The organism is Ruminococcus flavefaciens ND2009, from assembly GCF_000621785.1.
Lineage (GTDB): Bacteria > Bacillota > Clostridia > Oscillospirales > Ruminococcaceae > Ruminococcus > Ruminococcus flavefaciens_C.
Genome location: NZ_KK211346.1, coordinates 667,067 through 680,854, shown reverse-complemented (window position 1 = coordinate 680,854; position 13,788 = coordinate 667,067). Strand labels below are relative to the sequence as shown.

The window sequence follows — 13,788 nt, the reverse complement described above, 5'->3', positions numbered from 1 at the left end:
GTGGAGCTATGAACAGGATCATAAGTAAGATAACCGCACTTCTCACCATTGTGTTTATTGCAATTTTTTCCGTTTGTACCTTCTTCGGCAAAAAGAAGGACTATTCGGTGGATGAGAACCGTCCGCTGGCAGCTGCTCCCACAATAAAAGCAGGGGAGTTCTATGACGGACGCACGGCTGAAAAGCTTGACCGCTGCATGACAGACCACTTCGCAGGCAGGAGCAGCTGGCTCGTGGGAAGCACTCTCATTCAGAAGGAGCTTTCCGAGAGCATAGTCAACGGAGTCTATGTAAGTGAGGAAAGGCTTATAAACGCCGAGCAGAGCAGCGATGCTGAGCCTGTTGCCTCAGCTGATATATTTGAGAACTTTGCCGAAAACTATGACGGCATGGTGTATTTTGCGGCTATACCTACATCTGCGGGAGTATACGGAGATGTGCTACCAAGCCATATCACAGGTCCTTCCGAGAGCCAGCAGATCAGTGAGCTCTATGAGGCGCTGGACGGCGATATAAGAAAGATAGACGCATACAATATACTGAAAATGCTGAAGGATAACTACATTTATTACCGCAGCGATACTAAATGGACCAGCTATGGGGCATACTGTGTATACAAGACAGTGATACAGAAGCTTGGAATAATCCCCACTGCCTATGATAAATTCTCTATCGAGCACGTTACCGATAACTTCCGCGGCGACCTCTATAACAGGACAATGTCAAAGGCTCCGAGAGCTGATATTATGGACGTTTTTGAATACCGCGAAGGCGCTGAGGTGACCTCCTGTATAGTTGTCCGCAGGGACGGCATCAATGCAGAGGGAAAGATCTTCGATAAAAGCAGGCTTGAAACAGGGGATATGTACTCAATGTACCTGGGCGAGCCCGTACCCGTAATGAGGATAACCACCTCTGCCAATACGGACAAAAAGCTCCTTGTTATCAAGGACAGCTTTGCAGACTGCTTCGTACCCTTCCTGCTTCAGCATTACAGCGAGATAACAGTTTTGGATCCCTCGGTCATGAGCGGCGGTATGTCCGCTTATGTTGACCCGAATGAATATGAACAGACCCTTTTCCTGTTCGGCATAGACTCTCTCGGAGACAGGAAAATGCTGTCAAAAATAATAGAGTGAAAGGAATGATATGAATGAAGGCATTAGTTACAGGAGCAACATCGGGAATAGGACAGAGCATTGCGAGAAAGCTTGCAAAACGAGGCTGGGAGCTCATACTCACAGGAAGAAACGAGGAAGCTCTCAGAGAAATGCAGAAAACTCTGGGTAAGGGCACGGAGATAATCTCAGCCGATTTGTCAAAGCGTGAGGAGGTCTTCAGGGTATATAACTTCTGCAAGGACAAGGAAGTTGATATGCTCGTTAACAACGCAGGCTACGGAATCTTCGGCAAGTTTGATGAAACAGACCTTGAGGACGAGCTCAACATGATAAACGTCAATATCACCGCACTTCATATACTGACCAAGCTTTTCCTCCGCGACTTCAAGAAGCAGGATCACGGAACTATACTCAACGTGGCTTCTGCCGCAGGATTTATGTCGGGGCCTCTTATGGCAACGTACTACGCCTCCAAGAACTATGTTCTCCGTCTTTCACTGGCTATATATGAGGAGCTCCGCAGAGACAGGTCAAATGTTACCATAACAGTTCTCTGTCCCGGACCCGTTTCCACCAACTTCAATAACCGTGCGGGAGTAAGCTTTTCAATGAAGCCCATAACCGCTGATTACGCCGCAGAGTGTGCTATCCACAAGGCGGTTACGGGAAAGTTCTTCGCGATCCCCGGACTCACAGTGAAGCTCAGCACTTGGGGCTCGCGTTTCCTGCCCCATAAGCTTCTCTCTGCTATCGTATACAATATACAGCAGGCAAAGAAAACTGCCGACGGAAAGGACAAGGCACTTAAATAATGAGAGACATAAGCTACAGAGTAGCGCTGGGAGGAATAGTTTCCGCACTTTGTCTTGTGACGATGTTCCTGGCGGGAGTTATCCCTGCGCTTTATCTGCTGCTTCCCGGAATAGCAGGCATACTGCTTATGATAATAGCTGTTGAGGTCAATATCCCATGGGCATTCCTGACCTATCTTGCAGTAAGCCTGCTTTCTCTTATCATAACCTTCGATAAGGAAGCCGCACTGATATTCATAATGTTCTTCGGGCATTATCCCATAGTCAGGTTCTATATACAGAAGATACCGCTGAGGCTCATAAGACTGGCGGTAAAGCTGATACTGTTCAATATCTGCATAATCGGTTATTTTTACGTTACAGTATATATATTCGGACTTGATGAGATGCTTGATGAATTCAGCGACTTCGGCAGATACGGGGCATACATAATGCTTGGTATAAGCAACTTTATCTTCCTTGTATATGACCTCGACCTTGACGTCATGTACAGGCTTTACAAGAAAAGACTCTTGCCGAGGTTCAAACGCAAAAGATAGACCGCACCGTTTGTATTATCATCGGAGCGGTCTTTTTTATGTGAACTTCTGAGTGAGATGTAATATATTTTTCGCAGAATAGCTTCAAAACAGATTTATTATCCCGTTAGTGTTGCTTTTTTCATAATTGTGTGTTATAATAAATATATAATTTTTGTTCAGGAGTGATAACAATGAAGACTATAGCTATAATCGGAGCAATGCCGTCAGAACTTGCTGATATAAGAGAAATACTCGGCAAAGCTGAGATAAAGAGGATCTCGGGCTTCGATTTCTATATTAACGAAAGAAACGGCAAGACTGTTGTCAATGCCTGCTGTGGTATCGCAAAGGTGAACGCAGCACTTTGTACACAGGTCATGATAGATAATTTCCACCCCGATTGTGTCATCAACACAGGTATTGCAGGCGGTATGAACAGTGCAGTCAAGGTCTGCGATATAGTTATCTCCACTGAGGTGCTCCCTCACGATCTGGACCTCCATTTCCTCAAGGATTACCCTCCCTACTGCGCAATATTCAAGGCAGATGCAGTGCTTATGGATACAGCAGAAAAGGTGTGCGCCGAGTTCGGCGTGAATTCCTTCAGAGGCAGGATCGTTTCGGGAGAAGCGTTCATCTCCAGCAATGAGGTGAAGAATTCTATCCAGGAGAGATTTGATCCCTATGCCGTTGATATGGAGAGTGCGGCAGTAGGACACTGCTGCTATCTCAATGAGCTTCCTTATGTGAGCGTTCGCTGCATTTCCGATAATGCAGATGATGAGGGAGCAATGTCATTTGACGAATTTGAAAAGATTGCAGCCAAGCGTGTTGCGGAGATAGTTCTTCGCATGGCAGAGCTGCTTTGAAAGGAGTAACCAATCATGAAAAAATTAATTTCTGTTATTTCATCACTTGTACTTGCTGCAGGTATGACATCTGCTCTTGCAGCCAATGCTGCTGATGACTATAAGCCTTCATTCTACTTCAAGGCTGAGGCAGGCACAGGCGTTGAGATACTCAAGTACGGTACTGTTTACATCAACAACAGCATATCAGGTGTAAATGCTACTATCCCTGTATCTGCTTATATCAAGGACGATGAGAAGATCGCAGGTCAGATATTCGCAAAGTGGAACTGTGAGAACAAGGATCTCCAGCTCAAGGACGCTACAGGCGGTTTTGCCAAGGCAGGAAATATCCCCTATAAGATCTCAGGTGCAAATTCAGATGCTGATCTTGTCAACCTTATAAGAACATTTGAGGACCTCAACATGGTATCTGTGAATTACACAGAGACAGACGCTAGAAAGCCTCTCCAGCTGACAGGTGATACTTCCGATGCCTATCCTCTTGCCTGCTTCAATGCAGTATTCAAGGAGAATGCTCCCGCAGGCAGCTATGACATCAATTTCTACAGTCAGGGCGCTTATTTCTCAAGCGTTATTCCCAGATATGTTAATGATCCTTCAAAGATCATCGAGGTAAATCCTGCTGAATACAGCGAGGGACTCCGTCTGAATTCTTCCGACAGACTCCTGGGCGACATCAACAACGACGGACAGATAAACGCTTTTGACGCTTCACAGATCCTTCTGGCTTATGCAAATCATTCAACAAGCAAGCCTACAGGACTTTCTCCTGCGCAGGAGGCTGCTGCCGACGTTGACGGCAACAGAAAGTATGACTCGGTTGACGCCAGCAACGTGCTTGCATTCTATGCATACACAGGTACAGGCCACCACGACAAGACACTCAATCAGTTCATCAAGGGCGAATGAGAATAAAAAAAGCAGCTGTTTTACAGCTGCTTTTTTACATGGGAAACGGGAACGCTTATACGTTCCCGTTTTGCTTTTATTTTGCTAAAAGACTGCTGAAAGCATTGTCAACGATCTTCTTCTCGGGAGCCTTTGTGAAGCTGCTCACGATAGGCACTATAATGAGTGAAACGATCATTGCGAAAGCTCCTGCATTGATAGGCGAGAGAAGGTTGAGGGGGCAGTTAAGGTCGATAACAGCCTGTCTGATACCGCTGAAAGCCTCAATGTTAAGGCTGAAGAGAAGCATATGTGCAACGCTTATGCCGACACCGGTAATGAAGCTTGTCCAGCAGGCTGCCTTGGAAGCCTTCTTCATGAAGAGACCAAAGAGGAAGGGACCGAGGAAGGCGCCTGAGAGAGCTCCCCATGAATAGGACATGAGTGTTGAGATAGAAGCATTCTTGTTGCAGGCGATGATAACGGAGATAACAAGGAATACGGCGATGAATACACGCATGAATGTTACCTGCTTCTTATCGTCGAAGTTCTTAACACGGGGCTTGATAAGGTCATTTGTAAGAGTTGAGCTTGATGTGAGCACCAGTGAAGAAAGGGTAGAAAGTGAAGCCGAGAGGACCAGAACAACTACCAGACCTATGAGCAGGTTAGGAAGTGCCTGATGGATAAGAGCTGGCACCATTGTATCGTATACGGGCTTGCCGTTTACAGTGTCGATGAAAGTTCTTCCCGAACCGTCAGTGCCGTCAAGTGTGCAGTAGAGACGTACAAATCCGCCCATGAAGTATGAGCCTCCTGCTACAACGATAGCGAAGAATGTGGAGATGACAGCGCCCTTCTTGATAGCCTGCTCGTCCTTGATAGCGTAGAACTTCTGTACCATCTGAGGAAGTCCCCATGTACCGAGAGAGGTAAGGAGAACAACGCCAAGGAGGTTTATGGGATCGGGTCCGAAGAGAGAACCGAGAGTGCCTGTTTCGGTCTTGCTGTCGGAAATACTGTTAAGTGCATCAAGTGCAGCTGAGAGACCGTCCTTCTTCTGGACTGTAAGTGCAACTACTGTACCGATACCGATGAGCATGATGATGCCCTGGAAGAAGTCATTGAGAGCAGTAGCCTTGTAGCCGCCCAGTGTAACGTAGATAGCCGAGAGGACAGCCATAGCGATTATGATATATGTACCGCCGTTTTCGCCAAGATCGAATACCATGCCAAAAAGTCTTGAGAGACCGTTATAAACGGAAGCGGTATAGGGGATAAGGAAGATGAAAACGATGAGGGCGGAAGCTGTCTTGAGCTTGGTGGAATCGAATCTGTGCTCGAAGTATTCGGGCATTGTCTTAGCGCCCAGGTGATTGGTCATAAGACGGGTGCGCTTGCCTATGAGAAAGAATGGGATAAGGCTTCCGATAATGGCGTTGCCGATACCCACCCAGGTAGCTGATGCACCGTACATCCAGCCGAACTGTCCAGCATATCCGATAAAGACAACAGCTGAGAAGTAAGTTGTTCCGTAGGAGAAGGCGGTGAGCCATGAACCTACGCTTCTGCCGCCCAGCATGAAGTCCTCTGTGGACTTGGTCCTGCGGGACATATAGAGTCCTATTCCGACCATTATGGCGACATAGATTCCGAGAATGACGAATGTTGCGGCTTGTGAGCCCATTGATATCAAGACCTTTCTTTTTGATTTACAGTTTTGAATTATAAACCTGTAAAGCTTTAAATGAATAAAGTTGTTAACCGAGACTAATTATACTATATTAAAATAGTATTGTCAAGAGGATTTCTGAAAAATCAGTGAAAAACCGATATATATTTAGTTAAGCAGATATAACAAAAAACTATAGCTATTGTAAAAATTAGCAATTATTGACCAAAAATAGCTCTGGGACAATATAATAGCAATTTTTGGTTAGAAAAAGATAGCAAACGATGAAAACGCACAATATTTTACTTGAATTATTCCTTATACGGTGATATAATTTGTGTATAAAGCCGAATAGGCTTTGAATAACATGATAGGAGGAATTATAATGAAGAAGCTATTCAAAAGAATCGTATCCATTGCTATGTCAGCCTCCATGTGTATGTCAGGAGGCATTATCGCGTCTGCTCATGCAGAAGATAATGCCGGATATGTGCTGTCTCCTTTTACGGAGATCAACACTGATAAGACAAATGTTGTGGGCGGCTTAGGACTCTACGATTATGAGACCTGGAAAGGCTATGAGGATGATGTGACCAAATTCAGCATAGGAAGTCGTGGAGCATTCAAGTGCGATTGGGATGTCAAGGACGGTGCCCTGTTTATGACAGGACATAGATGCGATAGAGCTGGCAGCTACTACATCCCGGATTCTGATATTTATATGTCTTACCGTGCAAATGTAGAGTGTGACGGTAACTATAACATCGGTGCCTATGGATGGACAGCAGATGCATCTGTTGAGTATCACATCGTAGATGACTGGGGCGATTACAAGCCCTGTCAGGATAAAGAGCCTGTATCGTCGATCGAATCTCAGGGTGCTGTATATGACATCTATAAGATACAGGAGCCAACAGCTCTCTGTTCAATGGCTACATCGGTCTTCGGACCTACCCAGTACTGGAGCGTGCGCAGAGAGAAACTCTCTGAGGATTACAGCACATTCTCAAGCACAATAGCTGTAAGTGATCATTTTGAAGCCTGGGAAGAGGCAGGAATGCCATTAGGTGATCTTTATGAAGTAATGCTGTGCGTTGATGTTTTCCAGTCAAAGGGTAAGGCAAACATTCTGATGAACGATATTTATTATATAGTTCATGATCCCGAGACTGAGACGCCCGATCCCAATGAAGAACCCTATGTTCCGGAAAATCTTGACCAGGTTACATTTACCGAAACTGCAGGCGACGAACGCGGCGGATACTATTACTCTCTCTACAATGATGAGATTATTGGCGATGGCGGTACAATGAAGATGGATGTACTTGACGGCGGTACCTTCAACTGTGAATGGAATGATTGTTATCGCGTTTCGTTTATGAGAGGACTTGCTTATCTTGACGAAAATAATACAAGATCTATCGTAAGAGAGTATGCGGGTGAAGATCTGACTGTAGATTATAAGGCTGATATCGAATCAGACGGCACTGTTATAGCAGGCGCATACGGTTGGCTCAATGCAGGTACTGTTGAGTACTATGTTGTTGACGGCTGGAAGAACTTTGAGATAGGTGAAGAATACGAGCTCCTTGGTACAGTAAGCATAGATGATGGCGTTTATGATCTTTATAAAAGGCCATTTAACGGCTTCTTTGAGGAGTACTGGAGTGTCCGCAAGGACAACAAGCTTTCCGAAGACGGCACTATGGAAGGTACTATTCCTGTTACAAAGCATCTTTCGGCATTTGTAAAGTACGGACTTGATATCGCTGATCCTGAGAGAGCAGAGTTCATTGTAGAGGGCAGAAACGGTTCAAGCGGTTCTGCTCAGGTAACGAAGAATATTGTCAAGATAGACGGTGTTGATATAGCTGTCTCCGCAGGTTTCGAGTCGCTTGAAGGCGTCGAGGCTCCTGCTGAAGAGGAAGATATCTATATCCCCGGTGATCTTAACAATGACCTTACAGTTGACTCATTCGACATTGTTGTTGCACGTAAGGAGCTTATCAAGGCTATTGACGGCAAGGACACTATCGTTGAGGCAGACATCGACTGCAGCGGTGCAACAAAGATCAATGATCTGGTCCTTGTCACAAGAATAGTTCTCGGAGACGAGGTATCTGTTCCCAAGACAAGACCACAGCGCATAAAGTAAGATCAAAAGCTCCTCGTTTTGGGGAGCTTTTTTACTGCGTAAATTCAGATAAAGCAAAAAGGACTGTATTCACATACAGTCCTTTTTTCAGTGCCGCTGACCGGGGTCGAACCGGTACGGATTTTACTCCGAGGGATTTTAAGTCCCTTGTGTCTGCCAATTCCACCACAGCGGCAAATGGTCGAGGTGACAGGATTTGAACCTGCGGCCCCTACGTCCCGAACGTAGTACTCTACCAAACTGAGCCACACCTCGACAGCATTAATATTATACTACAAACGGGGAGTAATGTCAAGTGTAAATAAATTTCATGTATTTATTTTTATATTTTGACAATATTAAAGGAGCAGCCCGAAGGCTGCTCCTTGTGTTCAGTCAACAACGATAGGTTCTGACCAGTAGTCCTGATTGTAAATATCAGAGAAGCGATAGAGAATGTGGCAGGCGCCGCTTCCTACATCGGTGTTGCTGATGGTCATGTTATTTGAAACAGTTACCTGATCGCCGATGAAGTAGCTGTCCTGATATTCCATATCGTATGAATAGTAGTCGCAGATGAAGTCGAGAGTATCACCGACTGTCAGTTCTGTCAGATTCTTTGCAACAGCGTCTGTCTCGCCGTTTACATAGTCTGAGGAAGCACCTGCGATGTATCCGTCGGGGTGCTGATCGTCAAAGACGATAATGAGGTTGACTCTTTCGCCGTTGAGGAGAGCGGGAACATAGCCTCTGATGATCTGCTCTGTTCCGTTGTAAGTTGTATCTGTATGATAGTAAGCTACAACGTTGCCGTTGATTGAGAGCCAGTTCTTCTCGGTATCTGCTACAAGAGCACCATCATCATCGAAGGTGAAGAGGTTGTCCAGACCCAGGTCTATATAGCCTGAGCCGTCATCATAGAACATATTGAGGTCAAGCTTGTGTACCATTTCCCACTGAGCATCTTCCAGCTTCATGGTGTACTTTCCGTCCTTCTGCTCCCAGACAAGGTTTGTAGCATCGAAGTAGTGTGTAGAGAGGTACTCTGCTGTATCTTCGACGTCAGTATCGTCCATGAATGCGGTGTTGGAGCTGTCAAGACCCTCGATGCTCCTTCCGCCGCCGCCGCCGAGGAAGCTTGAAAGGAGAGAACCGATCATGTCAGAGCTGCCCGATGAACTTGAAGAACCGCCCATTCCGAAGAGTGAACCGAGAGCCGAGCCTGTGCCGCCTGCTGCGATCTGTCCGCCTGTTTCAAGCTTAGCGAACTGCTTGATACACTTGGAGTACTCAGAGTCCATACCGATCTTGTCGTATGTATTGCAGGCGCTGTCAACGTAGGATGTACGCTGATAGGGGAAGTAGATAGAAACGCCGTAAGCGTTTGTCATATTTGAAGAAGTGAGGTTATACTTTACTGCATTTCTGAGGGCATCTGCAAGAGCCTTACCCTCAGTGGTGCCAACGTTCTCTGCAAGATTTACCAGGTCGACCTGGTCGATGCGTGAGCTCTCTGCGAATTCGCGGGTAGCGTATCTTGCATTTGAGATGTCCTTGTACTCATCGTTTGAGATCTTTGTACTTACAGACTTAGCAAAGGACGAAAGCTTCGCAGGAACTGTATTTGAGAACTCGGCAAGGTCGATAACTGAAAGTGTTGTCTTCTGACCTCTGCACTTCTTGGCGCACTCGGAAACGAAATCGTCAACGATGTTCTTGCCGATGTCGAGAGTGGGCATTGAAGTGTTCTTGCCCAGTTCTGAGAGCCATCTTGTGTAGTACCAGCCGATACCGGGCTCTGTTTCCTCGGAAGCTATGAGGTAGTCAGCGTAGTCATCGAGCATGAGTGCTGTTTCGGCAGTAGCCATGAGGCAGGCGTCAAAGCCGATGAAATCGAACTGTACGCCGCCGCTCTTGAGAGCCTGCTTGATACCTGCCAGGCTCATAGAACCGCTGCTCTTATTCTTTTCGTCGTAGCCGTAGCCTGTAACGGATCCGCCGCCGTGATCCCAGAGAATGAGCTCGTTTCTGTTAGCAGGGAAGTTCTTAGCGCAGAACTGAATGAATGAAGCAAGGTTGTTGGGGTCTGTCATAGCCTTGCTGCCTGCGTCCTCAACAAGCCTGCCGATCTGACCGTTCTTGATCTGGTAGATCTGGTTGACCTTATTGCTGATACCGCTGACCTTCCACTTGGAGCAGCCGCCTGTGAAGACGATGACGTTGACGTTATCGCCGTAGGAAGCAGCTTTCATTTCCTCCATATCGGAGGAAGCCATGCCGTACTTGGACTCAAGGTCAGTACCGCACATATACACCATAATGGTTACTACGTCCTGGTTATTGCCCTTGATCACTGTTCTTTTTTCGCGTGAGCCGGTTGCAACGCTTGTGTCAACAGCGTTATCGCTGGTAAGGCTTCCCGAAGCAGTATCCTCGGTGCTGAAACCGAAGCCTGATGGAACAGAGCCTATATCAACTCCGCCGCTTCCGCCTGTGAGGGAGCCGAGAAGATCTCCGCCGCCGCCGCCTCCGCTGAACATTTTGAAAAGGAAGAAGCCGATAATGAGCAGTGTTACGAGACCGCCGCCGCCTGCAGCAGCTCTCTTTGCACCGCCGCCACCGCCGGTCTGACCGCCTGAATAGCTGCCGGAACCTACGGGACCTGTTCCGAGGCCTTCGCCGCGTCTATGTGCTCCGCTGCCGCCGGATGTGACGTTTTTACGTCTGCCCTGTGGTCTTTTCTGATTAGGATCCATAATAACCTCCGTAATTTTTCTCTTTAGCAGGATAAAAAGCCTGCACACATATATATTGTACACACTTTCACAGAGAATGTCAAGTTAAAAGCGGTTACAAATTGGTATATCGGCAAAAATTGGGCGCAGTCGGTAAGCATTACAGCCGGCTGCGCCCAAGAGGTCACTTGTTTATGATAAGCTTTCTCAGTCTTACATTGTCAAATATGTCGATGATTCCGTCGCTGTTAAGATCAGCAGCATCATTGTCGATGACAGTATCTATTTTCAGCAGGTATCTTTGCAGTATCACCAGATCGGTCACGTTGAGCTGTCCGTCGCCGTTTATGTCGCCGACTACGCGAGCATTTTCTTCGGGGATAATGGGCTCAAGAATGAATTTCTGGCTGTCACTTCCCGTGAACAGGTTCACACAGAACTCTGTTTCCGACTGGTCGGTAGGATAGGGAAGATCCGCACAGGTATTATCCTGAGTGAGGGAGTAGCTTCCGTCGCTGTTGCAGATCACTCTGAACTTCTGGGAGTCATCGCCTGCGAACTCTTTCAGCTCATAATACTGCCCCTCGTTTGAGGTAAGAGCTCTGCCGCGCTGATCCTTGATCGAGTATGTACCGTCGCTGAGCCTTGTGAAGGTCCAGATCTCATCGTTAAGAGTAAAAGGCATATTGCCGAACATATCAGGCTGAACACTGATACCCTGAGCGCTGAACTGAACTATTTTTCCCTTCATATTGAACATATACAGACCGCTGCTGACATTTCTGAGGGTATAGTTCCCGTCAGTAACTGCGGGGTGAACGGGTATAAGGCTCCACAGCTGGCAGCCGCCTTCCCAGTAGTTCCACTGGTTGATGTTGCCGCCGTTCTCCTTTGACCATTCGTATACGTCCAGACCGCCCTTGTCCTCGGAGCACTTGGAGACTATGCCGTAGTCCATGCCGCTCTTTACAAGCCTGAACAGCTGATTGGGCTTGCAGCTGTATTTCTGGAGCTCGATATTGACGCCGTCTGCGGCGGAGTTCTCTGCTACAGCGATACACATGGACTCATCGCCCACAGATACTATCCTGCAATAGTCCTTGTCAACGGAGATAAGTCTCCACTGCTGAGCCCAGCTTCCGTTGCGTTCCCACTGCTGGATATTGGTACCTTCATCAAGCTTGCCGTTGGGCAGGTCGATAGCCATACCGCTGTTCTGGTTCACTATATAATATGAAGTACCGCTGAGAAGTGAAGTGCCGCTGAGATATGTCTCCGCACCTGTACCAGAAACAGTTTCGGCTTTGTATATGAGCTGAGACTCGCTGTCGGTAAAGTCAGCATTTGCGGAGCGTAACGTGCCTGTGAACTGCTTTGTCTGAGCGCCCCAGACAGTGTGGTTATTGGTACCCACTGCGGTGAAGGACATTACCTTCTTGCCGTTTTCGTCCTTGGCAGCAAGGAAATAGCCGTTGTAGACCTGTCCGCCTATGGTCAGTTCAGCGGCGGAGGTGTCTTTCGCCTGAGACCATTTTCCTGTAGCCGCACCGCTGATACTTCCGTCAGCATTGAGCTTTATATTGCTGTAGTTTATTATCTTTCCGTCGGTGGCTGTGCCGTGGTCTATGAACTCGTAATCACCGACGATGTCATCGGTATTATAGCCTGTTGGTGACATCTCGTCCCTTGCATACTCAAAGGGAGCAACAACCGGCCAGCCCTTTTCGTTGAAATACATTGAGTGTACGCGGACCTCGTGGAACTCATTGCCGTCATCAAATCTTGCGTGATAGAAAAGATACCACTTGCCGTCATCATCACGGAGAACGGAATTATGTCCGCAGGCCATATAAGCCTTGTCGAGTGAGCTGAATTTGTAATTGCCCATTACCTTGAGACCAGTAGCGTCAAGGTTCGGATTGGTGGGCAGTACAGCCTGACGTCCTGCGGGATCGGTGAAGGGACCCAGAGGAGAAGTTGAGCGGAACACGCGCATATTATAGCCGCCGTTTGAGGTAAGACCGCCGTATGTTACCCACAGGTAATAGTAGCCTGTGTCGGCGTTGTACTCAATAAAGGGACCCTCGCCTGACTTGCCGTAGCCGCCTGAGATCTTGGTGCCGAAATAGCTGTCCACCATGCGCCCGTCGGAGGTCTGTCCTGTTTTCGGGTGAATGCACTGACCTGTAGCGGGATCTATCTCCAGGGTGAAGATACCGCCCGACCATGAACCGTAGCACATATACATCTTACCATCGGTATCAAAGTAGATAGTTGGGTCAATGGCATTGGGGAAGAGCTGGTTGTTGAAGTCATTGTTCCTGAACCAGCTGTTGTTGAAGCTTACCTTTCCTGCGGCGATGAGCTCGTCGATATTTGTGGAGGTGTATTTCTTGTTCACGTTCTTGGTAGAGCTCTTAACATAGGCGTCATTATTGGTAAAGCCCGAGTAAATGAGCGTATCCACAAATGTATAGGGACCCTCGATATTCTTTGAGGCAGCATAGGCGATAACCGAGCGCATATAGGTGGAAGATGTACAGAAGTACATAAGGTATGCGCCCTTTGAGCCGTCGCTGTTCACATAGTCAGCGTCCCAGACCACATCGGGAGCCCATACTGCGAAGCCGCCCTCGCAGTCCTCAAGGTCTTCGCCCGCCCAGGCGAAAGCCTTTTTCAGGTTCTGGGACAGGTTGCCGAATTCCACATTATTGCTTGTGGCATAGCCGTTGGAAAAGCGCCTCCAGTTCATGAGATCCGTTGATCTGGCAGCCTCAATGTGAGAGCCGAAGACGTAGTATGTTCCGTTATCCTTTATAATGGAAGGATCGTGTACCGATACGCGGTTATTTGCAGCTGATGAGGGGAGCATTGCCTGAGATGAGAGCATAACAAGCCCCGAGAGAGCAGCAGCAAACAGCTTTTTAAGCTTCATATCCATTCCTCCTTAGATATATTTGTTGATTTTATTATAAGGTTTTTTGTGCATAAAGTCAACTTGCACAGCGTGGACAAAAGTGTGCAAACCGTTAC

At 47.3% G+C, this 13,788-nt stretch carries 9 protein-coding genes and 2 tRNA genes; 6 read left to right on the top strand and 5 right to left on the bottom strand.

The window, feature by feature from the left end; all coding sequences use genetic code 11:
- Positions 1 to 8: 8 nt before the first annotated feature.
- The 5 genes from T488_RS0110000 to T488_RS0109980 all read left to right on the top strand — a co-directional run bounded on the left by T488_RS0110000 (position 9) and on the right by T488_RS0109980 (position 4,235).
- Entirely contained in the window at positions 9 to 1,139 is a 1,131-nt protein-coding gene (locus tag T488_RS0110000) for a DHHW family protein (protein WP_028520669.1), read from the top strand.
- Positions 1,140 to 1,153: 14 nt separating this feature from the next.
- A complete protein-coding gene (locus T488_RS0109995; protein WP_028520668.1) occupies positions 1,154 to 1,933 on the top strand; it encodes an SDR family NAD(P)-dependent oxidoreductase in 780 nt (259 codons plus the stop codon).
- Positions 1,933 to 2,472 (top strand): hypothetical protein, encoded by a 540-nt coding sequence (locus T488_RS0109990; RefSeq protein WP_028520667.1) that lies wholly within the window; start codon positions 1,933 to 1,935, stop codon positions 2,470 to 2,472. Before T488_RS0109995 ends, T488_RS0109990 begins: the two co-directional genes overlap by 1 nt.
- 173 nt (positions 2,473 to 2,645) lie before the next feature.
- Positions 2,646 to 3,323, top strand: a complete 678-nt coding sequence (locus T488_RS0109985; protein ID WP_028520666.1) for a 5'-methylthioadenosine/adenosylhomocysteine nucleosidase — start codon at positions 2,646 to 2,648, stop codon at positions 3,321 to 3,323.
- A 15-nt stretch (positions 3,324 to 3,338) separates the two neighbouring features.
- Positions 3,339 to 4,235, top strand: coding sequence for a dockerin type I domain-containing protein (locus T488_RS0109980; protein ID WP_028520665.1), 897 nt, complete (start codon positions 3,339 to 3,341; stop codon positions 4,233 to 4,235).
- A 76-nt stretch (positions 4,236 to 4,311) separates the two neighbouring features.
- Here T488_RS0109980 and T488_RS0109975 read toward each other — a convergent pair whose 3' ends face one another.
- Positions 4,312 to 5,901: a sodium:solute symporter family protein gene (locus T488_RS0109975; RefSeq protein WP_028520664.1), complete on the bottom strand. Its 1,590-nt coding sequence runs from the start codon at positions 5,899 to 5,901 to the stop codon at positions 4,312 to 4,314.
- Between the two features lie 370 nt (positions 5,902 to 6,271).
- On the opposite strand from T488_RS0109975, the gene T488_RS0109970 reads away from it, so the two are divergent.
- Positions 6,272 to 8,041 carry a glycoside hydrolase family 11 protein gene (locus T488_RS0109970; RefSeq protein WP_028520663.1) on the top strand — a complete coding sequence of 590 codons (1,770 nt, stop codon included), beginning with the start codon at positions 6,272 to 6,274 and terminating at the stop codon, positions 8,039 to 8,041.
- A gap of 91 nt (positions 8,042 to 8,132) precedes the next feature.
- On the opposite strand, the gene T488_RS0109965 is transcribed toward T488_RS0109970, so the two are convergent.
- The 4 genes from T488_RS0109965 to T488_RS17585 form a co-directional block, all read right to left on the bottom strand.
- Positions 8,133 to 8,216 (bottom strand) — tRNA-Leu (locus T488_RS0109965).
- Positions 8,217 to 8,219: 3 nt separating this feature from the next.
- Positions 8,220 to 8,296, bottom strand: a tRNA-Pro gene (locus T488_RS0109960).
- 116 nt (positions 8,297 to 8,412) lie between these two features.
- Positions 8,413 to 10,776 (bottom strand): clostripain-related cysteine peptidase, encoded by a 2,364-nt coding sequence (locus T488_RS0109955; RefSeq protein ID WP_028520662.1) that lies wholly within the window; start codon positions 10,774 to 10,776, stop codon positions 8,413 to 8,415.
- 163 nt (positions 10,777 to 10,939) lie between these two features.
- Positions 10,940 to 13,690 (bottom strand): RICIN domain-containing protein, encoded by a 2,751-nt coding sequence (locus tag T488_RS17585; protein WP_037297696.1) that lies wholly within the window; start codon positions 13,688 to 13,690, stop codon positions 10,940 to 10,942.
- Positions 13,691 to 13,788: the final 98 nt, after the last annotated feature.

Bases quoted from the DNA above. Each gene is read 5' to 3' on its own strand.
- T488_RS0110000 (WP_028520669.1), top strand. From the start codon at position 9: ATGAACAGGATCATAAGTAAGATAACCGCACTTCTCACCATTGTGTTT.
- T488_RS0109995 (WP_028520668.1), top strand. From the start codon at position 1,154: ATGAAGGCATTAGTTACAGGAGCAACATCGGGAATAGGACAGAGCATT.
- T488_RS0109990 (WP_028520667.1), top strand. From the start codon at position 1,933: ATGAGAGACATAAGCTACAGAGTAGCGCTGGGAGGAATAGTTTCCGCA.
- T488_RS0109985 (WP_028520666.1), top strand. From the start codon at position 2,646: ATGAAGACTATAGCTATAATCGGAGCAATGCCGTCAGAACTTGCTGAT.
- T488_RS0109980 (WP_028520665.1), top strand. From the start codon at position 3,339: ATGAAAAAATTAATTTCTGTTATTTCATCACTTGTACTTGCTGCAGGT.
- T488_RS0109975 (WP_028520664.1), bottom strand. From the start codon at position 5,901: ATGGGCTCACAAGCCGCAACATTCGTCATTCTCGGAATCTATGTCGCC.
- T488_RS0109970 (WP_028520663.1), top strand. From the start codon at position 6,272: ATGAAGAAGCTATTCAAAAGAATCGTATCCATTGCTATGTCAGCCTCC.
- T488_RS0109955 (WP_028520662.1), bottom strand. From the start codon at position 10,776: ATGGATCCTAATCAGAAAAGACCACAGGGCAGACGTAAAAACGTCACA.
- T488_RS17585 (WP_037297696.1), bottom strand. From the start codon at position 13,690: ATGAAGCTTAAAAAGCTGTTTGCTGCTGCTCTCTCGGGGCTTGTTATG.